The following is a 23,512-nucleotide window of genomic DNA, read 5'->3' on the forward strand; positions in this document are numbered from 1 at the left end:
CGCACAACGGGTTCGGCCGTTCGGCGCAGTGGCTTGGCGGAAAACCTTTTCGTGCCTAATCTCAAGGGGACGAAGGCGAGGAGGTGCCCTGTTGACCACCCGTACGGATCGCACCGCCGCTGTCCGCATCGCCTGGGCCGCGACCAAGCTGACCAGAGCGGGCAGACACCCCATCGCCATCGGAAGACTCGCCGCCACCGTCGGCATGGATCCGGCCGAAGCGCACCGTCTGATGGACCTGATGGGCTTCGTCATCCGCGACGGCCTGGTCGTGATGGACCGCGGCTCGCGCCCGGCCGACCGGCCGGGCTCCGACCGGTACCGGGTCGACCTGTTCCTCCTGGCCGTCGCCACCGGCGAACCCGTGCACGCGGACGCGGTCTGCCCGGCGACCGGGGCACGCGTCCGAGTCCACTTCACCCGCGAGAGGGTCTTGAGCGTCGACCCGCCGCACGCCGTGGTCGCCGCGTCACGGCTGTCCGGGATCGACCTCGCCCTCGGCCAGGACTACGTCGAGGCGCTGGTCTGTACGGGGTTCTTCGCGTCGAAGGAGGCGGCCGCGGGCTGGCTGCTGGAGAACATCGACGGCCGGGTCCTGTCCGTGCCGGACTATCTGGCGCATACGCGGCGGATGGTCGCCGCGCTGGAGGCCTGGCCGACGATCTGAGAACACCTGGTCGCGAGGCATCACGGGTGATTCGTTAGCCTTTGACGTCGGCGAGAAGCCGTCGAATCGCAGAATCGTGATGCCGAAGGAGAGCACCCGCAGTGCTTCGCACCCACAAAGCCGGCACCTTGCGTGCCGAGCACGCCGGTCAGACGGTCACCCTCACCGGATGGGTGGCCCGGCGGCGCGATCACGGCGGCGTCATCTTCATCGATCTGCGTGACGCCAGCGGCGTGAGCCAGGTCGTCTTCCGCGAGGGCGAGATGGCCGAGCGCGCCCACCAGCTGCGCTCCGAGTACTGCGTCCGCATCGTCGGCGAGGTCTCGAAGCGGCCGGAGGGCAACGCCAACGCCGAGATCCCCACCGGCGAGATCGAGGTGCTGGCCACCGAGCTCGAGGTGCTCTCCGAGGCCGCCGTGCTGCCGTTCCCGATCGACGACCGCGTCGACGTCGGCGAAGAGGTGCGCCTCAAGCACCGCTACCTCGACCTGCGCCGCAGCGGCCCCGCGGCCGCGATGCGCTTGCGCAGCGAGGTCAACCGCGCCGCCCGCGAGGTGCTGCACGCCCAGGAGTTCGTCGAGGTCGAGACCCCGACCATGACCCGCTCCACCCCCGAAGGCGCCCGCGACTTCGTGGTCCCGGCCAGGCTCAAGCCCGGCTCCTGGTACGCGCTCCCGCAGTCGCCGCAGCTGTTCAAGCAGCTGCTCATGGTCGGCGGTCTCGAGCGGTACTACCAGATCGCGCGCTGCTACCGGGACGAGGACTTCCGCGCCGACCGGCAGCCGGAGTTCACCCAGCTCGACATCGAGATGAGCTTCGTCGAGCAGGACGACGTCATCGCACTCGGCGAGGACATCGTGACGGCGCTGTGGAAGCTGATCGGCGCCGAGATCCCGAAGCCCTTCCGCCGCATCACCTACGCCGAGGCGATGGAGAAGTACGGCTCGGACAAGCCGGACCTGCGCTTCGACCTCGAACTCACCGACATGACGGCGTTCTTCGCCGACACCCCGTTCCGCGTGTTCCAGGCGCCGTACGTCGGCGCCGTCGTGATGGCGGGCGGGGCCGACCAGCCGCGTCGCACCCTCGACGCCTGGCAGGACTTCGCCAAGCAGCGCGGCCACCGCGGGCTCGCGTACATCCTGGTCAACGAGGACGGCACGCTCGGCGGGCCGGTCGCGAAGAACCTGTCGGAGAAGGAGCGCGAGACGGTCGCCGAAGCCGTCGGCGCCAAGCCCGGCGACTGCGTCTTCTTCGCCGCCGGCAAGCCCGCCGACGCGCGGGCGCTGCTGGGCGCCACCCGGCTCGAAATCGGCAGCCGTCTCGGCCTGATCGACGAGAACGCCTGGTCGTTCGTCTGGGTCGTCGACTTCCCGATGTTCATCTCGGCCGAGGAGTCCGACGACGTCGCCGTCGGCGGCGGCAAGTGGAAGGCCCTGCACCACGCCTTCACCTCGCCGACCCCGGAGTGGATCGGCAAACTCGCCGACGACCCCGGCAACGCGCTGGCCTACGCCTACGACATCGTCTGCAACGGCAACGAGATCGGCGGCGGCTCGATCCGTATCCACCAGCAGGAGCTGCAGAAGCAGGTCTTCGAGCTGATGGGCCTGTCCGAGGAGGAGGCGCAGGAGAAGTTCGGCTTCCTGCTCGACGCCTTCGCCTTCGGCCCGCCGCCGCACGGCGGGATCGCGTTCGGCTGGGACCGGATCGTCATGCTGCTGGCCAAGGCCGAGTCGCTGCGTGACGTGATCGCGTTCCCGAAGACCGGTGGCGGGTTCGACCCGCTGACCGCCGCTCCCGCCCCGATCACGGCGGAGCAGCGCAAGGAGGCGGGCATCGACGCCAAGCCCGCGTCTCCCGTCAAGAACTGATGCTCCACCTCAGGGCCGTGTGCCCGCCGGACCGGACCGGCGAAGCGATCCGGATCCTGCGGGCACACACCGGGACCGCGCACCTCGTCGTGCATCACGGGGTGGCGGTCGCGCCCGAGGGCGACCTGATCGAGGCGGACATCGCCCGTGAGGCGGCCGACGAGATCATCGAGTCGCTGTGCGGGCTCGACCTCGACCACACCGGCGGCATCACGCTGGAAGCACTGGACACCGCGGTGTCCGACGCCGCCGACAAGGCCGAGGAGGCCGCGCCGGGTGAAGGCGCGGACGCGGTGGTGTGGCAGGAACTCGTCGGCCGCTCCGGCGAGGAGTCCCGGCTCACCTGGACATTTCAGGCATTCCTGACCATCGCGTGCCTGCTGGCGGCGGTCGGCGTCATCACGAACTCGGCCGTCACCATCGTCGGCGCCATGGTCGTGGGGCCGGAATTCGGGCCGCTGGCGGCCATCGCGGTCGGGGTGGTGCTACGCCGGGGAGATCTCGTGAAGCAGGGCGCCGTCGCGTTGCTGGGTGGTTTCCCGATCGCCATGGTGATCACGCTCGGCGTGGTGCTGGTGGGCAACGCCACCGGGGTGCTCGAGGTCAGCAAGCTGGCGGAAAACCATGAAGTGGATTTCGTTTACCAGGTGGGAATCGCGTCGCTGATCGTCGCGCTCCTCGCCGGCGCCGCGGGCATGCTTTCCATGACGTCGGCCAAATCCGCCGCGCTCGTGGGCGTGTTCATCTCGGTGACGACGGTGCCCGCGGCCGGTTACGCGGTGGTCGCGGCGGTTGCCGGTCAGTGGGAACGGTGCCTTTATTCGGCCGGGCAGCTGCTGGTCAATCTCATCGGAATCGTTGCAGCTGCGGCCATTGTGCTGACATTGCGCCGTCGTGGGCAACGATCGAGGGTGACGGAACGTCCGCTTTCACGCGGATGAGTCCTCGATCGCGCCAGTGCGCGCGATTGCCCGGATCTCAGTGGTCATGGTTGCTCAGTCACGAGTAGGGTCGGTGGCAATGACAGTCGATACCTCCTCTGCCGACGATTCGACCGTCGGAGCTGGAGCCGAAACCCTCGCCGTGGCGGCCGCGGTCGCCGCCGGCGAGTCGGTCCTCACGCGCCGATTCGGCAGCGCGATCACCCTTGTCGCCCCCGAGGACCTCGCCGGCAGCGGCCCGGCCACGGTCGTGCGGGCGCGGGTGGCGTCGTCGCCGTTCGCGCTGCCGCGCACCCTGGTGATCAAGCACTACCCCGATCCACCCGAACCGGGACGGCCCGATCCGTTCGCGCAGGAGGCGGTCAGCTACCAGCTGTTCACCGCGCTCGCGCCGGAGGACCGGATGTGCCCGGAGCTGCTGGCGCACGACGGCCGGGACCGGGTCCTGGTGATCGAGGACCTCGGCGGCGTCCCGACACTGCACGACAAACTCCACGCCCGTGACGCCCGCGGCGCCGAACGCGCGTTGCTGTCCTGGGCCCGGTCGCTGGGCAGGCTGCACGCGACCACCGCGAGCCGCGAGCCGGATTTCAACGCGCTGCTGCGCCGCCTCGGCGGCCCGGTCAAGAACGAGGACGCGCCGCTGCCCGCGGTCTGCGCGCAGCTGCCGGGCGTGCTGGAGGAACTGCTCGACGTCGAGACGCCGGAGCCGGTGCAACGGCGGGTCATGGAGGTCGCCGAGCGGGCGGGCGCGCCGTCGTACCGCGCGTTCAGCCCCGTCGATCTCAGCCCGGACAACAACCTCGTGACCAGCGGCGGAGTGCGGTTCCTCGATTTCGAACGCGGCCGGGTGCGCAGCACCCTGATGGACGTGGCGTACCTGCGGCTCCCGTTCGCGTCGAGCGCGGACGCGCTGGCCCTGCCGCCGGGGATGAGCGAGGCGATGATCGCGGCCTGGCGGTCCGAGGTCGTCTCGGTCTGGCCGGGGCTCGCGGACGAGGACGCGCTGGCCGAGCACCTGATGGACGGTCAGCTGCTCCTGCTGTGGGTGCTGACCTGGGAGATCCTCCCGGAACTGGACCTGGACCGGCACGCGACGCCGATCAGCCGGGAGGCCGCGCTGGTCACCTGGTGGCGGGAGCTGGCCAAACACTCGCTGCGTGCCCGCCTGACGCATATCTCCGAGCACGCCACCAGGGTCGCCGCGGCGCTCGGTGCCCGGCTCGGGCCGCACGCCGATCTCGCCTTCTATCCGGCGTTCCGGTAACCGCCGCACGGACTTTTCGCTCGGCCGTCCTCGCCGCGTTACCCAGGCATCACCGCCGGTGAGCCTGCGTGGCCGATGGTGGCTACCGTGACCGTGATCAGTGTCGAAGTCACTCCGAGTCCCGAACCCCTCCTTCCTCCCGCACCGGCCGTCCCGCGGTCCGCCCGCAGACTGGTCGTGCTCGGCGATTCCACGGCCGTGGGCCTCGGCGACCCCCTTCCGGGCCGGGGCGGCTGGCGCGGGGTCGGCCCGCTCGTCGCCGACGCGCTCGGCGTCGAGCCGGACGGCTATCTGAACCCGTCGTTCACCGGAGCGCGCATGGGCTGCGTGCTGACGAAGCAGCTTCCGGCGGCCGTGGCGCACCGGCCGGACGTCGCGCTGGTGGTGGCGGGCATGAACGACACGCTGCGCCCCGATTTCAGCGCCGAGAAGATCGCCGCGGACCTCACCGAGGTGATCCGTTCGCTGGCCGCCGTCGGCACCGTCGTGGTCCCGGTGCGCTACCACGACCACGGCAAGGTGTTCCGCCTCCCGCAGTCGCTGCGGCGCGCGCTGAGCCAGCGGGTGGCCGAGCTGAACGCCGCCATCGACGGGGTCGTCGAACGCGAGGGCGTGCCGTGCCTCGACCTCGAACTGCTGCCCGGCGCCTACGACCTCACCGCGTGGAGCGTCGACCGGCTGCACCCGTCGGAACTCGGGCACCGGATGCTGGCGACCGGGTTCACCGAACGGCTCGCCGAGGCCGGGTTCGCGGTGCCGCGGCCGGTGAGCCTGACCTGCTCGGGAGGCGTGGAGCCGAGTACCGCCGGGCACGTCGGCTGGCTGGTGCTCAAGGGCATCCCGTGGGTGTGGCGGCGGGGCCGCGAGTTCGTGCCGTACGCGGCCGTGATCATGTGGCATTCGTTCCGGGAGCGGCTGCGCTGACCTGTGGCCGGAACCGTCGGTGGGTACGGCTACCGTCGACACCGTGGCACAGGACGAACTCTTCACCGTGAACCCCGACCTCGGTCCGCCGCCGGAGCCGGCCGAGCCGAGGGAGAACAAGGGGGGTGGGTCCCTCGGAGAGGGGGGTGGGAAGAACACCGCCTTACCCGCGGGCTCGCCGCTGGCGGTGCGGATGCGGCCGCGGACGCTCGACGAGGTCGTCGGCCAGCAGCACCTGCTGCGTGAGGGCGCGCCGCTGCGGCGGCTCGTCGAAGGCGCGGCCCCCGCTTCCGTGCTGCTCTACGGCCCGCCGGGCACCGGCAAGACCACGCTGGCGAACCTCGTCTCGGCCGCGACCGGCCGCCGGTTCGTGGCGATGTCGGCGCTGTCGGCCGGGGTGAAGGAGGTGCGCGGGGTCATCGAGGAGGCCCGCCGCCGCCGGAACTACAACGCCGAGAACACGGTGCTGTTCATCGACGAAGTCCACCGGTTCTCCAAGACCCAGCAGGACGCCCTGCTCGGCGCGGTGGAGGACCGGACGGTGCTGCTGGTGGCCGCCACCACGGAGAACCCGTCGTTCTCGGTGGTCTCGCCGCTGCTCTCGCGGTCACTGGTGCTGCAACTGCGACCGCTGACCGACGCCGACATCGTCGCGCTGATCGAGCGCGCGCTGGCGGATGAGCGCGGTCTCGGTGGCGAACTCACCCTGACCGAGGACGCGCAAGCGCATCTGGTGCGGCTGGCCTCCGGCGACGCGCGGCGAGCGCTCACCGCGCTGGAAGCGGCCGCCGACGCGGCGAGCGCGACCGAGGCCAAGACGATCGATCTCGCCATCGTCGAGTCCACAGTGGACAAAGCGGCGGTGCGCTACGACCGCGACGGCGACCAGCACTACGACGTCATCAGCGCGTTCATCAAATCGATCCGGGGATCGGACGTGGACGCCGCGTTGCACTATCTGGCGCGGATGATCGAGGCGGGGGAGGACCCGCGGTTCCTGGCCCGGCGCCTGGTCGTGCACGCGAGCGAGGACATCGGCATGGCCGACCCGACGGCACTGCAATCGGCCGTCGCGGCGGCGCACGCCGTGCAGTTCATCGGCATGCCGGAAGGCCGTCTCGCGCTGGCGCAGGCGACCGTGCACCTGGCGACGGCGCCGAAATCGAACGCCGTCATCACCGGGATCGACGCCGCGCTGAGCGACGTCCGGTCCGGGCGGATCGGGACGGTGCCACCGCATCTGCGCGACGGGCATTACGCGGGGGCGGAGAAACTCGGCAACGCGAAGGGCTACCGGTATCCGCACAACGTGCCGGAAGGTGTTCTGGCGCAACAGTATCCGCCGGACGAGCTGGTGGGGCGGGATTACTACGAGCCGACGCAGCGTGGGGCGGAGCGGACATTGCACGAGCGGGTGCCGAAGCTGCGGAGGACCATTCGGGGGGAGCGGTAGCCCGCGATCGGCGCACTGTCGCCGTGATCGGTGGGGGATGCCGTAGACCAGGGCGTGTCCTGCGGAGCGATCTCTTGCGCAGTGGCGGGCGTACCTGGAGACGGGGATTGTGCCGCTGAGACGGTGGACGGGTCGTGATCGGTCCGGTGACGACGGACTGTGTGGATTTCGGGGCGTTGGATGACCTGAAATCCACACGGTCGTGCGTGATCGGTCCGGTCACGGTGGTCGTCCGTTAGGGACGGATGAGGATGACTTTCGGGCGTCAGACGTCCCGAAATCCGCACGGTCGCCAGTCGTGGCCGGCGCTGGGCATGCCGAGGGGCCCGTCGCCTGGGTGGCTGGCGGGCTCCTCGGGGGTTCAGACGTGATGCAGGGTGTTGCGTCGGGGTTGTCGGAGCGGATCTCGGTATTGGGGTGGGATGAATTCCGGTAGGCCGTCGGCGGCCATGCGTACTTCCCAGTCGCCGTGGTGGATCAGGCGGTGATGGAAACCGCAGAGCAACACCAGATTTCGGAGATCCGTCGGTCCGCCGTCTGCCCAATGATGGATGTGGTGGGCGTGGCAGTTCTTGGGTTTCCGATGGCAGCCGGGGAAGGCGCAGCCGCCGTCGCGGATGTTCAGTGCGCGTCTTTGGCCTGGGGTGACGAACCGTCTGAGCCGTCCCATATCCAACGGCTCACCCGAGGTGCCCAGCACGACCGGCAACATCAGACAGTCGCAGGCCGCTAGCCGGGCTTCGCGGGCGGTCATCGTGCCGACGAAGTCCAGGCAGGCTGTCCCGAGCCCCGACTTCAACTCTTCCAGCCCGACGGTCACGTGGACGAGAGTCCGGTAGCCACTGGTTCCCGGCTGATCCGGGCACGCGATCGCCAGGTCCAGAAGCTCTGCCCAGGCATCTCCCATGCGCTCGCACTTCATCCGCAGATCCGCTTGGCCGAACTCGTCGACGGGTCGTGGCTGGGCATGCGCTTCCAGGGCGGCGGCGGTCCGGGCCCCGGTCTCATCGTCGAGGAGGCCGGTGAGTTTCCAGAAGCCGTCTTTCCGGCGTTCCAGGGTGATCTCGCGGCGCGGTTCCTTGGGCTCGGGATCCTTGGGCTCGTTGCCGTCCGGGTTCAGCCAGCCCAGCAGTTTCGCCTCAGCCTCGGAGAGCTGACGGGGACCGGCGTTCGGAGCCAGCTCGGCCAGAATCTTCTCCGCCTCCGCCCGATCTTCGGCAGAGGTGTCGGCAGGGAGCCGTTTCAAGATCTCCAGGATCTGATCGATCCGTTCATCCCCGACCAATCCCTGAGCGGCAACCGCGGCGGTGCAGGGAGCGACAGGCGGAACTTCGGTGCCATCCAAGGCCCGGGTGGGGTTCAGGGCGAGAGCCCGCTTCACCACCGCGCCCGCCTCACCGCGCGACAACCCCGCCATCTCCGCGAACCAGCTCGCTGTACTGCCATGCCCGTATAAGTCTTTGACGCCACGATTCTCGATCTCCGCCAGAAACTGCCCCAATCCGGCAGTGGCCATGCGAATCACCTGCAAGAACTGCTGCACGCCATGGGCAAGCTCCAGCTTGCCGGCGCGCCACAGCTCCTGCGGCAGTTCGGGGAGGAAGGTCTCGGACACCCCTCCATAATACCGAAAACTGTCGAACATGTGTTCGTAATTTTAAGCAACCAGCCAACCTGTATGAACAACACCGAAGGGTGAAACAGGTGCCAGCGTCGAATCACTCTAAGCGACTCGAATTTAGTCGACTAAATGCGAAGCGCGCGCCGCAGTCAGCCGACTAAATGCGGGACAAAGGTAAAGTTCGCTTGAGAACCCCTTGATCCCACCCTGGACAGTTCGACCACTCCCGTTGGTCTCGCCGTCGCGAGCCGAACATGTCCGTCGGCGACGATGCCGCGCATGGAAATCCCCAGGGTCGGTGTTCCCGAGGCGCTGGCCTCGCGCCTCACGATGGCCGAACAACACGAATTCCTCAGCCGCCGCACGATTCTGAAGGGCGCCGTCCTCGCGGCCGGTCCGCTTCTGTTGCAGGGCACCGCGTACGCCAACGGTGACAAGGTCGTCCCGGCGGGGCGGCATCTCGCGTTCGGCCGGAATCCGCGGACGTCGATGCGGGTCGCGTGGCAGGTGCCGGCGCCGGTGCGAAAGCCGTTCCTGCGGATCGCCGACGGCCACGGCGGCTGGAGTCATCGGATCCCGGCGGAGGTCCGCGCGCTGCATTCCGAGGTTGCCGGGGTCATCGCGCCGTACGACCAGTATTACCTGCACGCCGAGGCCGACCATCTCTGGCCCGGTCACACTTACCGGTACGCCGTCGGGCACGAGGGCTTCGACCCGGCTTCGGGGGACGGCGGGTCCGCCGCGATCTCGACGTTCACCACCGCGCCCGCGCGGGGGATCCCGGCGGGCAAGTTCACCTTCACCGCGTTCGGCGACCAAGGGGTCTCGACGACGGCGCTCGCGCAGGATGGCGCCGTCGCGCGTCAGAACCCGCGTTTCCACCTGCTGGCGGGCGACATCGCGTACGCCGACCCGAGTGGCGCGGGCAAACCGCCCGGGTCCAAGCCCGACGCGGACCACGATCTCTTCGACCCCAAGGTCTGGGACGCCTACTACCGCCAGATCGAGGGTGTCGCGGCGTCGGTGCCGTGGATGGTCACCACCGGCAACCACGACATGGAGGCCCTCTACTCGCCCGACGGCTACGGCGGCCAGGTCAAACGCTGGGATTTCCCCGGCACGGGCCCGCACGACTGCCCCAGCGTCTACTCCTTCATCTACGGCAACGTCGGCGTGATCTCGCTCGACGCCAACGACGTCTCCTACGAGATCCCCGCCAACCTCGGCTACTCGCGCGGCTCCCAGACGGCCTGGCTCAAGCGCCGCCTGCGGTACCTGCGGTCGCAGCCGGACGTCGATTTCATCGTGGTCTTCTTCCATCATTGCGCCTATTCGACGACCAATCAGCACGCGTCGGAGGGCGGCGTCCGCGAGCAGTGGGTCCCGTTGTTCGACGAGTACCGGGTCGACCTCGTGATCAACGGGCACAACCACATCTACGAGCGCACCGACGCCCTGCGCGGCGGCAAGGTGACCCGCGAGGTCAAGATCGGCGACACCGTCGAGCCGGATCGCGACGGCACCGTGTACGCGACTTGCGGTGGTGGCGGGAAGAGTCTCTACAGCTTCCCCGTGCCCGACACGTTCGCGGGCGAGTTCCAGTCGTATCACTGGGTCAAGGGTGGCGAGAAGGTGACCGAGACCGTGTCCTGGTCCCGCGTGCGCTACACCGGTTACTCGTTCCTCGCGATCGACGTCGAGCCCGCCTGGGCCGGCCGCCGGACGACGCTGACCGTGCGGACCCTCCGCAACGACGGCGCCGAGATCGACCGGTTCACCCTGCGCCGCACCGCCGGTCTCCATCGGTCGCGGCCCGCTGTCCTGGGCGCCGACCCGGGCGACGTATAACGCCCTACACGGTTCCGCATGGTGGGACTCGGTGTCATATCGTGGACCGGAGACATACAGTCCGGGACATGTCGCCGAGAACCCTCCTGCGGGCCGTCATGGCCGTTTCCGCCGTCACGCTCCTCGCCGCGTGCAACGCCTCGGCCAAGGATCCGGCCGCGCAGAACGCCGCCGGGCCCGCGCTGGTCCTGATCACGCCGAGCCCGGTCGGTGTCAACGACTTCCTCAAGCTCGCCGTCCAGGGCATCGAGGACTCGGCCAAGAAGCACAACGGGACGCAAAAGGTCTACCAGAGCACCGATCCCGCCTCGATCCAGCAGAACCTCGCGGCCGCGGTGCGCGAGAAGCCCGCCGTGATCGTCGCCGTCGGCTTCAACTTCGCCGACGCGATCGCCGCCGAGGCCGAGCGCAATCCCGAGCAGAAGTTCCTGTTCGTGGACTCCTGCACCACCAAACCGTTCCCGAACGTCACCTGCGCGACCTTCCGCGAGCACGAGGGCAGCTACCTCGCCGGCGCCGAAGCCGGGCTGCTGAGCAAGAGCGGCAAGGTCGGCGCGGTCGTCGTCCTCGACGCGCCCCAGTTCCGCCGGTACTCGATCCCGTTCGGGCAGGGCGCCGAGAAGGCCAAGCCCGGCACCACCCTCGCGCCGCTGTTCATCGGCGGCGCGAACCCGTTCAACGACCCCGCCCGGGCGAAGGCGCTGGCCGCCACGCTCGCCGGTCAGGGTGTCGACCACGTCATGGGCGCGGCCTCCGCGGCGGGCAACCTCGGGGTGTTCGAGGCGGCCAAACAGGTCGGCTTCTTCGCGTTCGGAGTCGACGCCAACCAGTGCCCGGCCAGCCCCGGGCAGGTCGTGGACAACGTCATCAAACGCACCAACGTCGTCATCGGCGACGGGGTCGACGCGATCCTCGGCGGCAAGACCGGCGAGACGAAGTCCTATGGTGTCAAGGAGAAAGGCATCTCCCTGACCGGGCTGGAGCCGGACGCCGCGACCTCGCAGTGCGTCGTCGCGAGCCACCCCGACGTGCTGGCCAAGGTCGGCGAACTGCGGGACCAGATCATCTCGGGCGCGATCGTCGTCGATGACCCCGCCAAATCCTGACGCCGTCTCACTCCGGGGGATCGTCAAGCGGTTCCCCGGAGTGCTCGCGAACGACCACGTCGACCTCGACGCCGGCAGGGGCGAGATCCACGCCCTGATGGGGGAGAACGGCGCGGGCAAATCGACGCTCATGTCCGTGCTCTACGGGCTGCATCGCCCCGACGAAGGCACGATCTCCCTACACGGCGAGGAAGTCTCCTTCGGCTCGCCCGCGCAGGCCATCGACGCCGGTGTCGGCATGGTGCAGCAGGGGTTCGCGTTGTTCGGCGAACTCACCGTCACCGAGAACGTCGTGTTCGGCAGCGAACCGACCCGCCGCGGCCTGCTGGACCGCAAGGCGGCGACGGCCCGCGTCACCGAACTGATCGAACGGCACGAACTGCGGCTGCGGCCCGGCGACCGGGTCCGTGACCTGCCAGTCGGGCTTCGGCAGCGCGTCGAGATCCTCAAACTGCTGTACCGCGACGCCGGAGTGCTGATCCTCGACGAACCCACCGCCGTGCTGACCCCGCCCGAGACCGAGCGCCTGTTCGGCGTGCTGCGCGCACTCGCCGCCGAGGATCGCACGATCCTGCTGGTGTCGCACAAACTCCAGGAGGTCCTCGCCGTCAGCGACCACGTCACGGTGCTGCGTGACGGCCGCGTCAGCGCCCGTGGCCGCACGGCGGACCAGACCGCCGCCGGGCTCGCCGCGGCGATGACCGGACGCGAGGTCGACCTCGATCGCGTTCACCCGGCCGGGGCGCCCGGCGAGACCGTCCTCGAAGCCCGTTCCCTGACCGTTCCCGGTGTGGAAGGAAAACCGTTGCTGGACAACGTGTCCCTGACCGTGCGGGCCGGGGAGATCGTCGGCGTCGCCGGGGTCGCGGGCAACGGGCAGGCCGAGCTCTCCGGCGCCATCACCGGTCTCCTGAAGACCGGCGGAACCATCGTCCTCAATGGACAGAGCCTCGATGGCCTGTCGGTCCGCGCACGGCGGGACGCCGGGCTGGCCCACGTCCCGGAAGACCGCGCCGAGGTCGGCTCGGCGCCCACGGCGGGGCTCCGGGAGAACCTGGCCGTCGGCTTCCACCGGAAGCGGCCGTTGGTGCGCAAAGGATTCCTGCGCCGCAAGGCGATCGACGACCACGCCTCGGCGATCATCGAAGACTACGACGTCCGCGCGTCCGGCCCCGCCGCCGCGATGGGCACGCTGTCCGGTGGCAACCAGCAGAAGGCGATCTTCGGCCGTGAACTCACCCACGACGCGCCGTTCCTGCTGGTCGAACAGCCCACTCGCGGCGTCGATGTCGGCGCGATCGAGAACATCCACGCGAGGCTCGTCGCCCATCGCGACGCCGGGCACGCCGTCCTGCTGATCTCCGCCGAGCTCAGCGAGATCCTCGCGTTGTCGGACCGGGTGCTGGTGCTGTTCGAAGGCCGGATCGTCGCGGAGTTCACGAAGGACGAGGCCGATCAGCACACGGTCGGGCTCGCGATGGCCGGAGGCGCCGGATGAGCCGCGTCCGTCTCATCGCCGTCCCGGTCGCCGCGGCGCTCGTCCTCGGCGCGATCCTGTTGCTGGCCACCGGAACCGACCCGCTGGCGGCGTACGGCGCGATCGTCTCCGGCGCGTTCGGGCCCGACGGAATCGGCGACACCCTCGCCTACGCCGTCCCCGTCGCGGGGATGGCCACGGCGCTCGCGATCCCGCTGCGCGCGGGCATGGTGAACCTCGGTGGTGAGGGCCAGCTGGTGCTCGGCGCGATCAGCGCGCTCGCCGTCGGCCTGTACGTGCCCGGGCCTGGTCCGGTGAAGGTGATCCTCGCGCTGCTCGCGGGCATCGCCGCCGGAGCCGCGTACGCCGCGCTGGCCGCGGTCTGCGAGAACCGGCTCGGCGTCCCGTTGCTGATCAGCACGCTGCTGCTGAGCTATCCGGCGATGTCGTTCGCCGGTTATCTGGTGCGGTTCCCGATGAAGGACGCCGGTTCCAGCCTGCCGCAGAGCCCGCAACTGACCGAAGGCGCGCGGTTGCCCGAAATCGACGGCGTGACGACCGGGATCTTCCTGGTGGTGGCGGTGATCGCGGTCTACACGGTGATCGACGCCCGCACGCCCGCCGGTTTCGAGACCAAGGTGACCGGCTGGGCGCCGCGGTTCGCCGCCTACGCCGGCATCGACCGGCCGAAACTCACGCTTCGGCTGCTGGCCGCTTCGGGCGGGACGGCCGGACTGGTCGGCGCGATCGCCGTCCTCGGTTTCCCGTACCGGTTCATCGACGGCGCGCTGATCACGCCGCAGTACACCTGGATCGGCCTGCTCGCGGCGCTGCTCGCCGGGGCGAGCCCACTCGGCACGCTGCTCGCGGCGGTCTTCTTCGCGGCGCTGACCAGCGGCGGGTTCGCGATGGAACGCGCCACCCAGGTCCCGCGCGAACTCACCGCGGTCCTGCAGGCGGTGCTGATCATCTTCCTCGCGGCGACCTCGGGCGTCTTCAAACGGAAGGCGAGGCGCGCATGATCGACGCGAGCCTGTTCTCCTCGGCGCTCACCGCGCTGACGCCGATCCTGTTCGCCGCGCTCGCGGGCGCGCTGTGCCAGCGGGCCGGGGTCTTCAACATCTCCCTCGAAGGCTCGCTGCTGGTCGGCTGCTTCGGCGCGGTCGCCGGCAGCTGGTACACCGGCAGCGCGTGGATCGGCGTCGTCGTGGCGGTGATCGCGGCGACGGCCTACTCGCTGATCCTCGCGATCGGCTCGATCACCTTCGACGGCGACCCGATCGTGCTGGGCGTCGCGAGCAACCTGCTCGCGGTCGGCCTGACGAGCTTCCTCATCCGCACCGTCTTCGGCACCGAAGGCTCCTTCAGCGACCCGTCGCTGCAAGGTCTGGGCCAGTTCGGCCCGATCCCGGGGCAGTCGCTGCTGGTCTACCTCTCCTGGCTGGCCGTGCCCGCGCTCGCGGTGCTGCTCTACCGGCATCCGTGGGGGCTGCGGCTGCGCGGGGTCGGGGAGCGCCCGGAGGCGGCGTCCAGCCTCGGCGTCAACGTCACCAAGTACCGCTACGGCGTGATCCTCGCCGGGGGAGCGCTGTGCGGTCTCGGCGGCGCGCAACTGGCGCTGGGCTCGGTGACGCTCTTCGCCGAGAACATGACCGCCGGCCGCGGCTGGATCGCCGTCGTGGCGGTGATGCTGGGCCGCGCGCATCCGTTCGGCGTGCTGCTCGCGGCGCTCCTGTTCGGCTTGGCCGAGGCGTTCGGCTTCCGGCTCCAGGGCATCGGGTTGCCGCAGCAGGCCACCGACGCCGCGCCGTATGTCGTCACGCTCGTGGCGCTGTTCCTGTCCAATTTCAAGCGCAAGAAGGGACAGCCCGCGTGAGCGACGTCCTGCCCATCACCAAGATCCCCCGGCACGGACTGCCGCCGCGCGCGCTGGTCGTGGGCGATCCCGACCGCGCGACCGCGGTGGCCGGGTCGCTGACCGACGCCGTCCTCGTCGGCCAGAACCGTGAGTACCGCAGCTACACCGGCACGTGGAAGGGCGTCCCGGTCGTCGTGTCGTCGCACGGCGTCGGCGGGCCCGGAGCGTTGTGCCAGTTCGGCGAACTGGCCGAAGCGGGCGTCCGCACGTTCCTGCGGCTCGGCACCGCCGGGTCGCTGGCCGAGGGGATCACCGATGGCGACCTCGTCATCGCGGAGGCGGCGGTCCGCGACGACGGCGTCACCCAGCAGCTCATCCATCCGGAGTACCCGGCGTTCGCCACCCCTGAGCTCGTGGTGGCGCTGAGCCGCGTGGCTCCGGAGGCGCACCGGGGCGTGGTGTGGACGCGGGCCGCGTTCAGCCCGCTGGTGCTCACCCTCCCGATGGCCGAGTACCTGGCCGCGCGGGTGATCGCCATTGAGATGGAACTCTCCACGTTGCTGGTGTTCGCGGCATTGCGTGGCCTGCGGGCCGGTGGTGTGCTCGTGATCGACGGCGACGCGCGGCCCGAGCACCCCGACCCGTCGGCCTACGACCCGCATCGCGACGTCGTGGCCGAGGGAGTGGCGAGGGCTACTCGCGTGGCGCTAGACGCTCTCATCGACGTGGAAGGGGCGGAATGACCGAAGTGTGGCGTAAGGCGGCTCACGAGCTGGCGGGCACCTTGGCGGCGGACGCCGCCGAGCGTGATCTGGCCGGACGGCTCCCCGTCGCCGAGGTCGCGTTGTTGCGCGAGTCCGGGCTGCTGCCCTTGCTCGACACCGCGGGCTGGGCGGCCGCGAACGAGGCCACCCGCATCGTCTCCGCAGCGGACGCGTCGGTCGGCCATCTCCTCGGCTACCACTACCTGCAGCTGTGGCGTACCGGCCTGTTCGGGCCGCGCGCGGCGGGCGAACCGGGCTGGTTCTGGGCCGGCGTGAGCAACCCGCTCGACGCCGCCCTGCTCCTCACCCCGGCGGACGGCGGGTTCACCGTCGAGGGCACCAAGACCTTCGCGACCGGCGCGGCCGTCGCCGACCGGCTGGTGGTCAGCGCGACCAGGACCGACAACGGCGAGAAGCTGACCTTCGTCGTCGACGCGCGGGCCGAGGGGATCACCTTCCCCGGTGACTGGGACAACATCGGCCAGCGGCTCACCGCGAGCGGCGCGGTGCGGTTCGAGGCCGTCCGCGTCGCGCACGACGACGTGCTCGGCGCCCAGCCGGAGGACCAGTCCGATCCGAAGGTGCCCCGGATCTCCCTGGCGGCGATCGGGTTCCAGCTCATGCTGGCGCAGGTGTACGTCGGCCTCGCGTTCGGCGCGCTCGACGCCGCGGCCGTGTACACGCGGGAGACCGCCCGGCCCTGGACCCTGTCCGATGTGGACAAAGCGACGCAGGATCCGTACACGCTGGCGGGCTACGGTGAGCTGGTCGCGACGGCGCGAGCGGCCGGATTCGCCGTCGACGCGGCGGTTTCCGCGCTCGGCGAGGCCGACGAACGCGGCTTCGACCTGACCCCCGCCGAGCGTGCCGAAGCGGCGATCGCCATCTCGTCGGCGAAGATCGTGGCGAGCCGGGCGGCCGTCGAAACCACGAGCAAGGTCTTCGAGTTCACCGGCGCGCGGGCCACCGCGACGAAATACGGCTTCGACCGCTTCTGGCGCAACGCCCGCACGCTGACCCTGCACGATCCCGTGACGTACAAGGCACGCGAGGTCGGCGACCACTTCCTCAACGGGATCCCGCCGTGCCTCTCGGGGTACAGCTGATGACGCCGCCGATCCTCGCCGAAAGCGTCCGCCTCGACGACGAAGGCGTGCACATCCTCGACCGCCGGGTCTTCCCGTTCGAGCGGGAATGGGTGCTCTGCCGGACCTCGGAAGAGGTCGCGGTCGCCATCGAAGACATGGTCACGCAGTCGTCCGGGCCGTATTTCGCCGCGCTGGGCGCGATGGTGCTCGCCGCGCGCGAGGCGTCCGGGCACGCGGACCCGCGCGCGTACCTGCGGCGGGCGGGGGAGCGGATCGTCGCGACCCGCAAGACCAACAACCATCTGCGCAAGGCCGTCGCCGCCGTGCTGTCCGAAGTGGACAAAGCGGGGGGCGACCTCGTCGAGGCCGCGACGGCCGGGGCGCGAGCGGGTGACGAGCTGTACCGGTCGCGCAGCCGCGCGCTCGGCGAACACACCGCCGCGTTGGTGCCGGACGGGGCGACCGTGCTGACGCACTGCTGGGCGGATCTGTACCTCGTCGAATTCGTGCTCGCCGCGCGACGGCAGAGCAAGGAGTTCTCCTTCTTCTGCACGGAAACCCGGCCGTACCTGCAGGGCGCGCGGCTGACCGCCGAGACGCTCGCCGAGATGGGCGCCGACACCCGGCTGATCACCGACGGCATGGGGGCCGCGGTGCTGGCCTCGGGCGAGGTCGGCGCGCTGGTGACCGCGGCCGACCGCGTCACCATGGACGGTCACGTCGTCAACAAGATCGGCACGCTGGGGCTCGCGGTGGCGGCGGACGCGTTCGGCGTGCCGTTCCACGCCATGGTCCAGGCGCCCGACCAGGCCGCGCCGACCGGCGCCGACGTGCCGATCGAATTCCGCGACGGAGACGAGGTGCTGAGCGCGCTCGGGCACCGCGTCGCCGGCGAGCGTGCCCGTGGGCACTATCCGGCTTTCGACGTGACACCACCGCGTTTCGTGACCACGGTGGTGACCGACCGCGGGGCCTTCGAACCCGGACGGCTCCGCGAGTACTACGCAGAAGGGGAAGCGAACCAGTGACCGCAACGCTGACCGCCCGATGGGTGGTCCTCGACATCGAGGGCACGCTGACCGCCACCAGCTACGTGCACGTGACCCTCTACGACTACGCGCGCCCGCGGCTGGGCCCGTGGATCGACGAGCACCCGGAGGATCCGGAGGTCGTCGACGCCGTCGCCCGGATCAAGGAACTCGGCGGGCTCCCGGCGGACGCGTCCACTGTGGACGTCGTGCGGGTGCTGCACGGCTGGATGGACGCGGACCAGAAGATCGCGCCGCTGAAGACGTTGCAGGGACTCATCTGGCAGCGCGGGTACGCCGAGGGCGACCTCACGACGGAGTTCTTCGGCGACGTCGCCCCGGCCCTGCGGTCGTGGCACGAGTCCGGGCTGCGGCTCGCGGTGTTCTCGTCCGGTTCGGTCGCCGGGCAGATCGCGTCGTTCTCGCGGACCACCGACGGCGACGTCACCGGCCTGTTCGAGCGGCATTTCGACACCGTCAACGCCGGTCCGAAGCGCGAGGCGCCGTCGTACCGCGCGATCGCCTCCGCACTGGAGGCCGAGCCGGGTGACATCGTGTTCTTCTCCGACGTCCCGGCCGAACTCGACGGCGCGGCGGCCGACGGCTGGCAGACCGTCGGGCTCGCCCGCGAGGGTGAACCGTTCGGCGACGCGGATTTCGGGACACACCGGACGATCCGGACGTTCGACGAGATCAAGGTCGTCCCTCGATGAGTGTGCTGGAACTGGCCGGACGCGCGCTGGCGGAGGAGTCCGCCCGGTTCGCCGGGCTGGGCTGGATGCGGGGCACGTCCGGCAACCTCTCGGTGGTGCTGGACCGTGACCCGCTGCGGGTCGCGGTCACCGTCAGCGGCCGGGACAAAGGCGAGCTGACCAGCGACGACGTCGTGGTGGTCGGCGAGGACGGGCTGACCGTCGCGGACCAGCCGCATCCGGACAAGGTGCCGTCGGCCGAGGCGGGACTGCACGCCCGGATCGCGGCGGTGTCGGGCGCGGGCGCGGTGGTCCACGTGCACGCGCTCGCGCCGGTGGTGGCCGCCGAGCACTGGCCGGACGGCGTGGAACTGCGGGACCTGGAGATGCTCAAGGGTTTCGGCCGCGCCGCGCACGACGACCTGGTGACCATCCCGGTGATCGCCAACGGCCAGGACATGCGTGTCCTCGGCGACGCGTTCGAGGCGGGGTTCCGGGCGGACACGCCGGCGGTGATCGTCGCGCGGCACGGGATCTACGTCTGGGGCGATGACCTGCGCCACGCGCGTCATCGCCTGGAATGTTTGGAGTGGTTGCTCCGGTTCCGGGTAGAGACAAGACTCGTGGGAGAGGAAAGGGGAGTGCGATGACCCTGCTGACCGTATGGCCGGACGACCGGCCCGGCGAGATCGCGCTCAGGACCGAGGATCCGGCCGTGATCACCGGCGAACTGGGGCGGCTCGGCGTCCGGTTCGAACGGTGGGACCTCGTCGAGGACCTGCCGCGCGAAGTGACGCCCGAACAGGTGCTGGCCGCCTACGAGGAGCCGATCGCCAAGGTCTCGGCGGCCGAGGGTTACACGTTCGTGGACGCCGTCCGCATGACCCCGTCCGACGAACCCGGCTGGGCCGCCACGGCCGCCGAAGCCCGGCAGAAGTTCCTCGCCGAGCACACCCACGACGATGACGAAGACCGCTTCTTCGCGCGGGGGGCCGGCGTGTTCTATCTGCACGTCGGGGGCAAGGTGTACGCGGTGCTGTGCGAGGCGGGGGACCTGCTGAGCGTGCCCGCGAACACCACGCACTGGTTCGACATGGGGACGCGGCCCGACTACGTGTCCGTCCGGTTCTTCCACGACGACGGCGGGTGGGTCGGGAACTTCACCGGCGCGACGCTGGCGGGGGACTTCCCGGGGTTCGACGAGTTGACCGCCGGGCGTTATTGAGGATCGCTTCTCTCGGGTGTCATGAAAGGGTCGTTCAGGACGTTTCCTGTCCTGAACGACCCTTTCATGACATATCCGGACGCGCTGCCGGGGTCGATCAGGCCGGTGCCCAGAGGGCGGGCACGTTCGGCGGCTCCCAGCCGGTCAGCGACCGGTGGCCCTGCCGGCACACGTACGCCGTGCCGTTGTAGGTCACCCTGGCGCCGGTGGCGTAGTCGACACCCGGCTTCCAGGCATCCGATGGCACCGAGGTGGTTGTCGTCGGCGTGGTGGTGGTCGTCCGGGTCGTGGTGGTCGGGCTGGTGGTCGTGGTCGTGGTTCCCGTCGTCGGTGTGGTCGTGGTCGTCGGCGGGGTGCCGCCGCCACGCGGGTTGTCCGACGCGATCGCGTAGGTCGTCCCGCCGAAGGTGAACGTGAAGTTCGACGGCGACGCGATCGGCATGTAGTAGTTCAGCCGGATCTCGACCGTGGCGCCCGGGGCGATGTTCTGCCAGCTGGGCACGGTCACCGCGACGTGCTGGAAGTCTCCCTTCATCCCGCCGACGTTGGGCCCGCTGTGGCCCTTGCTGGTGACCGTCAGGCCGAAGCCGGACTGGTCGGACATGCTGCCGGGCGCGCTCGTGCCGTAATCGAATTCGATCTTCGTCCCACCGGGGATGGTGGTGGTCGAATTGTTGGTGATGCGCATCCGCGGGGTGATCGGGTAGTTCGCGTCGCCCAGCGCGAATCCGGTCAGGTTGACGTGCGCGTTCAGCACCGACGAAGGCGCGGGACGCGGCGATTTGACGTTGCCGTACGGCGCGGCGCCGCGCAGGCCGTCGTTGATCTTCGTGATCAGCGTGTCGCCCATGAAGTACTGACCCTTGGCGCTGTCGAAGGCGTAGTCGCCCGCCAGCTCCCAGATCATGATGCCGCCGATACCCTTGTCGGCCACGTACTTGGCCTTCGTGGCGAGCGACTCTTCGTCCTCAGTGGACAGGAACACCTTCTTGTCGTTGTTCCACAGCCACGGCGTCACCATCGTGTTGTCGTAGAACCTGTTGTAGGAGCCGGAGAGCCGGTCCTTGGGGTTGTTCTTCGGGTCCAGCCCGTACTTCTCCAGGTAGTCCGGGGTGATCTCGTTCTCGAGGTTCTTCGCATGCCACATGGGGTTCGCGCCCGCCGGTACCTCGGCGCCCGTCAGGCTCATGTCGTGCCAGAGGTTGTCGATGCCGATCGCGCCGTTGCCGCACGGCACCGTCGAGCCGACGTGGGATCCGGTTCCCGGTGGACACTGTTTCTGGTCCGGCAGTGGAGCGGTGCCCCACAAACCGTTCGTCCCGCCGGAAACGCCTTGCCAGCCGCGGGTGTAGAACCCGACGCCGATGTTGATCCGGCCCGCCTGCATGGCGCCGCGGAAGTAGTGATACGCCCAGTCGGTGTTGAGATAGCCCTGCCCGTCGTACTGCGGGGTCGTGTACACCTGCCAGTGCGCGAGTTCCGCGTCCTTGCCGTTGTCGTAGAGCGCGGCGTTCGGCCCGGCGAACTGGTTCCACGCGCCGTGCAGGTCGTAGCTCATCATGTTGGCGTAGTCGAGATACTGCGTGACGCCGTAGACCTCCTGGCCGCGCAGCAGCCAGCCGGACGCGGGGACGGCCGCGGTCAGCAGGTAGTGCTTGCCGTCGGCGGCGCCCGCCTGGTCGATCTTGTGGCGCAGCGTGCGCATCAGGTTCTCGTAGCCCGCCCAGAGAGTGCCCCGGTTGGCCTGTGCGATCCAGTAGTCGTCCGGGTTTCCGGCGTAGTTCGCCGACGTCGCGTACTCGTAGTCGATGTCCGCGCCGTTGAATCCGTAGTCGCGCAGGAACTTCACGACGGAATCCGCGAAGGTGTCGATGCTGGCCTGGCTCTGCGTCATCTTGTAGAACCCGCCCGACGCGTTGCGCGTGCCGTCCGGGTTCAGGAAGCCACCGGTCTCGGCCCAGCCACCGATCGAAATCAGCGACTTCACGTTCGGGTGCTGCTTCTTGTACTTGTTCAGCAGATTGAAATGCCCCTTGTAGGGCAACGAGGGATCCATCTCTGCGCCGGGCACGCCCGGCCATTCCATGCCGATGGACTCGTTGTTCGGGCCCGCGGCGCCGACCGACACCTTGTTCTGCGCGTCGACATGGGCGAACGCGTAGTTGAGGTGGGTGACCTTGGTCCACGGGATGTTGCTCGCCAGATACGCGGGCGCGCCGTTCTTCCCGGTGCGCCAGCTGGTGAAGTAGCCGATCACGCGGCGGGAATGCCCTTGCCCCAGTGATTCCCGGCCGTTCGTGTCGTAGACGGTGCAGTAGGGGGTGTCGACGCCGGGTGTCCGGTACAGCCCGTCGGGGCGGCAGTCCTCGTGGCCTGCCGCGCTCGACGTGGACGGGCTGATGACGACGATCATGAGTCCGGCCAGCGTGATGAGCGACGCCAGCAGGGGGAGTAGTTTCCTGGTTCTCCTTGGCACGCCGAACCTCCGACAGTGGAAGATGGCCCTCGGTCACAGCAGCTTGAGCCGCCGACCTGGCGCGCGTCAATAGGTGTAGACCAATTTCCATCCTGTGTCGTACGGCGGAGCGTACCTGTGGTCCGTCAGGTCCGGTCCTCGTCGAGGAGTGTGAGCCGGTCCGGCGGCGGGGTGTAAGTCAGGCCCCGCAAAAGGGTTCTCGGATGGCCATAACGCCGGCCACATCCCGTGAGGGCTATGACCCCGTTTCCTTCGACGCGGGTGTGCGGCCCGATCTTGCCGGGGTGGACCGACACCGCTTCGGCGATCGTGTCCGCGTCGCAGTGGTCCGGGAACCCGATCTCCGTCTTCAAACGCCGGTAACGGCGGACGAATTCTCGTTGCCAGTCCAGGGGATCCTCGGTGTGGTGGATGTCGTCGGCCCAGCCTTCGGGCAACGGCGCGTCTTCATGGGGGAGCAGGTAGTCGTTCTCGGCCGGGAGGGCGCCGACCGACTCCTCCGGCGCGGCGTTGTCGTAGAACCGGACCAGTGAGCCGTTTTCAGCGACGCACCACGAGGTCATGGAGTCGCCGTGGCTGCGGTAGTAGTGATGGGCTTCGCCGAACTTACGGCTCAGCTCCGCGCACCTGTCGCGAACCACGCGGCGCCAGACTTTCTCGTTCGCGAGCATGGCTTGATAATGCTCACGCGGCTCGCTGCTCCAGGAGCTTTCGTCGGTGACGTCCGCGGGGTGCGCGTCCTCCGACGGACCGCCGAAGACGAGCGTCCACCCGTCGAGCGCGGGACTCACGTAGACCCGCGCGCATCGCTGATGCCCAGGACCGAAATGGCGTTGGTGCCAGATTTCCGTGCCCAGCGACATGGTCACCGGTTCCGGATCGGACAGGCCGAACGCGTCGAGCACCGCCGCCTGGTCCGCGGTCGGGATGGCGTACCAGAACTCGCAGGCCTGCATCGCGACGGGAACATCGTCGGCGAGCTTGCCCTGGATCAGTCGGCGGACGAGGGCGAGGTCGTACTCGCCGAGCGCTTCGGGGCCGCCCAAGGCGAACAGCAGGGCGCGTGCCGCGTTGCGCTGCGCCTGATCACCGGTGCGCCGGATCTCGTGCAGTTCGGGAAAGTCTTCCGGCCCGGCGTCTTGCAGATCCCAGGGGCTGATGTAGTCGTCGGCGATGAGGCTTCGGGTCACTGCTCTCATGTCC

At 69.5% G+C, this 23,512-nt stretch carries 20 protein-coding genes; 17 read left to right on the top strand and 3 right to left on the bottom strand.

The window, feature by feature from the left end; translation table 11 throughout:
* The first annotated feature begins 91 nt into the window (after nt 1-91).
* The 6 genes from merB to AORI_RS54400 all read left to right on the top strand — a co-directional run bounded on the left by merB (nt 92) and on the right by AORI_RS54400 (nt 7,126).
* A complete protein-coding gene (merB, locus tag AORI_RS54375) occupies nt 92-667 on the top strand; it encodes an organomercurial lyase (protein ID WP_016333039.1) in 576 nt (191 codons plus the stop codon).
* 101 nt (nt 668-768) lie between these two features.
* Nucleotides 769-2,541: an aspartate--tRNA ligase gene (aspS, locus tag AORI_RS54380; protein ID WP_016333040.1), complete on the top strand. Its 1,773-nt coding sequence runs from the start codon at nt 769-771 to the stop codon at nt 2,539-2,541.
* Nucleotides 2,541-3,482 carry a DUF389 domain-containing protein gene (locus AORI_RS54385; protein ID WP_016333041.1) on the top strand — a complete coding sequence of 314 codons (942 nt, stop codon included), beginning with the start codon at nt 2,541-2,543 and terminating at the stop codon, nt 3,480-3,482. The genes aspS and AORI_RS54385 overlap by 1 nt, the downstream gene beginning before the upstream one ends.
* A gap of 79 nt (nt 3,483-3,561) precedes the next feature.
* Complete coding sequence (locus AORI_RS54390) at nt 3,562-4,749, top strand: phosphotransferase (protein ID WP_043848017.1); 1,188 nt, start codon at nt 3,562-3,564, stop codon at nt 4,747-4,749.
* A gap of 75 nt (nt 4,750-4,824) precedes the next feature.
* Nucleotides 4,825-5,673: an SGNH/GDSL hydrolase family protein gene (locus AORI_RS54395; protein WP_043848018.1), complete on the top strand. Its 849-nt coding sequence runs from the start codon at nt 4,825-4,827 to the stop codon at nt 5,671-5,673.
* A 43-nt stretch (nt 5,674-5,716) separates the two neighbouring features.
* Nucleotides 5,717-7,126 carry a replication-associated recombination protein A gene (locus AORI_RS54400; protein WP_043848721.1) on the top strand — a complete coding sequence of 470 codons (1,410 nt, stop codon included), beginning with the start codon at nt 5,717-5,719 and terminating at the stop codon, nt 7,124-7,126.
* Nucleotides 7,127-7,487: 361 nt separating this feature from the next.
* Here the strand turns inward: AORI_RS54400 and AORI_RS54405 are convergent, their stop codons facing one another.
* Entirely contained in the window at nt 7,488-8,741 is a 1,254-nt protein-coding gene (locus AORI_RS54405) for an HNH endonuclease signature motif containing protein (protein WP_043848722.1), read from the bottom strand.
* A 285-nt stretch (nt 8,742-9,026) separates the two neighbouring features.
* On the opposite strand from AORI_RS54405, the gene AORI_RS54410 reads away from it, so the two are divergent.
* The 11 genes from AORI_RS54410 (at nt 9,027) to AORI_RS54460 (ending at nt 19,833) form a co-directional block, all read left to right on the top strand.
* Nucleotides 9,027-10,595, top strand: a complete 1,569-nt coding sequence (locus AORI_RS54410) for a purple acid phosphatase family protein (protein ID WP_016333046.1) — start codon at nt 9,027-9,029, stop codon at nt 10,593-10,595.
* A 68-nt stretch (nt 10,596-10,663) separates the two neighbouring features.
* Nucleotides 10,664-11,701: a BMP family ABC transporter substrate-binding protein gene (locus AORI_RS54415; protein WP_016333047.1), complete on the top strand. Its 1,038-nt coding sequence runs from the start codon at nt 10,664-10,666 to the stop codon at nt 11,699-11,701.
* A complete protein-coding gene (locus AORI_RS54420; RefSeq protein WP_228688346.1) occupies nt 11,682-13,199 on the top strand; it encodes an ABC transporter ATP-binding protein in 1,518 nt (505 codons plus the stop codon). Before AORI_RS54415 ends, AORI_RS54420 begins: the two co-directional genes overlap by 20 nt.
* The gene (locus AORI_RS54425) at nt 13,196-14,200 is read left to right on the top strand and encodes an ABC transporter permease (protein WP_016333049.1); all 1,005 of its coding nucleotides are present in this window, start codon (nt 13,196-13,198) and stop codon (nt 14,198-14,200) included. Before AORI_RS54420 ends, AORI_RS54425 begins: the two co-directional genes overlap by 4 nt.
* Nucleotides 14,197-15,054 carry an ABC transporter permease gene (locus AORI_RS54430; protein WP_016333050.1) on the top strand — a complete coding sequence of 286 codons (858 nt, stop codon included), beginning with the start codon at nt 14,197-14,199 and terminating at the stop codon, nt 15,052-15,054. The genes AORI_RS54425 and AORI_RS54430 overlap by 4 nt, the downstream gene beginning before the upstream one ends.
* Nucleotides 15,051-15,779, top strand: a complete 729-nt coding sequence (locus tag AORI_RS54435) for a nucleoside phosphorylase (protein WP_016333051.1) — start codon at nt 15,051-15,053, stop codon at nt 15,777-15,779. The genes AORI_RS54430 and AORI_RS54435 overlap by 4 nt, the downstream gene beginning before the upstream one ends.
* Nucleotides 15,776-16,906 (top strand): acyl-CoA dehydrogenase family protein, encoded by a 1,131-nt coding sequence (locus AORI_RS54440; protein ID WP_016333052.1) that lies wholly within the window; start codon nt 15,776-15,778, stop codon nt 16,904-16,906. The genes AORI_RS54435 and AORI_RS54440 overlap by 4 nt, the downstream gene beginning before the upstream one ends.
* On the top strand, nt 16,906-17,916 hold the full coding sequence (locus AORI_RS54445) for a translation initiation factor eIF-2B alpha/beta/delta subunit family protein (protein WP_016333053.1): 1,011 nt from the start codon (nt 16,906-16,908) through the stop codon (nt 17,914-17,916). The genes AORI_RS54440 and AORI_RS54445 overlap by 1 nt, the downstream gene beginning before the upstream one ends.
* A complete protein-coding gene (gene mtnC / locus AORI_RS54450; protein ID WP_016333054.1) occupies nt 17,913-18,629 on the top strand; it encodes an acireductone synthase in 717 nt (238 codons plus the stop codon). The genes AORI_RS54445 and mtnC overlap by 4 nt, the downstream gene beginning before the upstream one ends.
* Nucleotides 18,626-19,258 (top strand): methylthioribulose 1-phosphate dehydratase, encoded by a 633-nt coding sequence (gene mtnB, locus AORI_RS54455; RefSeq protein ID WP_016333055.1) that lies wholly within the window; start codon nt 18,626-18,628, stop codon nt 19,256-19,258. Before mtnC ends, mtnB begins: the two co-directional genes overlap by 4 nt.
* Nucleotides 19,255-19,833, top strand: coding sequence for a 1,2-dihydroxy-3-keto-5-methylthiopentene dioxygenase (locus AORI_RS54460; protein ID WP_016333056.1), 579 nt, complete (start codon nt 19,255-19,257; stop codon nt 19,831-19,833). Before mtnB ends, AORI_RS54460 begins: the two co-directional genes overlap by 4 nt.
* 97 nt (nt 19,834-19,930) lie before the next feature.
* On the opposite strand, the gene AORI_RS54465 is transcribed toward AORI_RS54460, so the two are convergent.
* Both AORI_RS54465 and AORI_RS54470 read right to left on the bottom strand, forming a co-directional pair.
* The gene (locus tag AORI_RS54465) at nt 19,931-22,309 is read right to left on the bottom strand and encodes a chitinase C-terminal domain-containing protein (protein ID WP_016333057.1); all 2,379 of its coding nucleotides are present in this window, start codon (nt 22,307-22,309) and stop codon (nt 19,931-19,933) included.
* Nucleotides 22,310-22,434: 125 nt separating this feature from the next.
* The gene (locus AORI_RS54470) at nt 22,435-23,508 is read right to left on the bottom strand and encodes a hypothetical protein (RefSeq protein ID WP_043848724.1); all 1,074 of its coding nucleotides are present in this window, start codon (nt 23,506-23,508) and stop codon (nt 22,435-22,437) included.
* Nucleotides 23,509-23,512 lie beyond the last annotated feature (4 nt).

It is taken from the genome of Amycolatopsis keratiniphila, from assembly GCF_000400635.2.
In the GTDB taxonomy this organism is placed as follows: domain Bacteria; phylum Actinomycetota; class Actinomycetes; order Mycobacteriales; family Pseudonocardiaceae; genus Amycolatopsis; species Amycolatopsis keratiniphila.

What these genes read in the sequence shown, in the direction of transcription:
- AORI_RS54410 (WP_016333046.1), top strand. Translation starts at nt 9,027, where the DNA reads ATGGAAATCCCCAGGGTCGGTGTTCCCGAGGCGCTGGCCTCGCGCCTC.
- AORI_RS54415 (WP_016333047.1), top strand. Translation starts at nt 10,664, where the DNA reads ATGTCGCCGAGAACCCTCCTGCGGGCCGTCATGGCCGTTTCCGCCGTC.
- AORI_RS54470 (WP_043848724.1), bottom strand. Translation starts at nt 23,508, where the DNA reads ATGAGAGCAGTGACCCGAAGCCTCATCGCCGACGACTACATCAGCCCC.
- AORI_RS54440 (WP_016333052.1), top strand. Translation starts at nt 15,776, where the DNA reads ATGACCGAAGTGTGGCGTAAGGCGGCTCACGAGCTGGCGGGCACCTTG.
- AORI_RS54460 (WP_016333056.1), top strand. Translation starts at nt 19,255, where the DNA reads ATGACCCTGCTGACCGTATGGCCGGACGACCGGCCCGGCGAGATCGCG.
- AORI_RS54385 (WP_016333041.1), top strand. Translation starts at nt 2,541, where the DNA reads ATGCTCCACCTCAGGGCCGTGTGCCCGCCGGACCGGACCGGCGAAGCG.
- AORI_RS54445 (WP_016333053.1), top strand. Translation starts at nt 16,906, where the DNA reads ATGACGCCGCCGATCCTCGCCGAAAGCGTCCGCCTCGACGACGAAGGC.
- AORI_RS54390 (WP_043848017.1), top strand. Translation starts at nt 3,562, where the DNA reads ATGACAGTCGATACCTCCTCTGCCGACGATTCGACCGTCGGAGCTGGA.
- mtnB (WP_016333055.1), top strand. Translation starts at nt 18,626, where the DNA reads ATGAGTGTGCTGGAACTGGCCGGACGCGCGCTGGCGGAGGAGTCCGCC.
- AORI_RS54430 (WP_016333050.1), top strand. Translation starts at nt 14,197, where the DNA reads ATGATCGACGCGAGCCTGTTCTCCTCGGCGCTCACCGCGCTGACGCCG.
- AORI_RS54420 (WP_228688346.1), top strand. Translation starts at nt 11,682, where the DNA reads ATGACCCCGCCAAATCCTGACGCCGTCTCACTCCGGGGGATCGTCAAG.
- AORI_RS54395 (WP_043848018.1), top strand. Translation starts at nt 4,825, where the DNA reads ATGGTGGCTACCGTGACCGTGATCAGTGTCGAAGTCACTCCGAGTCCC.
- AORI_RS54425 (WP_016333049.1), top strand. Translation starts at nt 13,196, where the DNA reads ATGAGCCGCGTCCGTCTCATCGCCGTCCCGGTCGCCGCGGCGCTCGTC.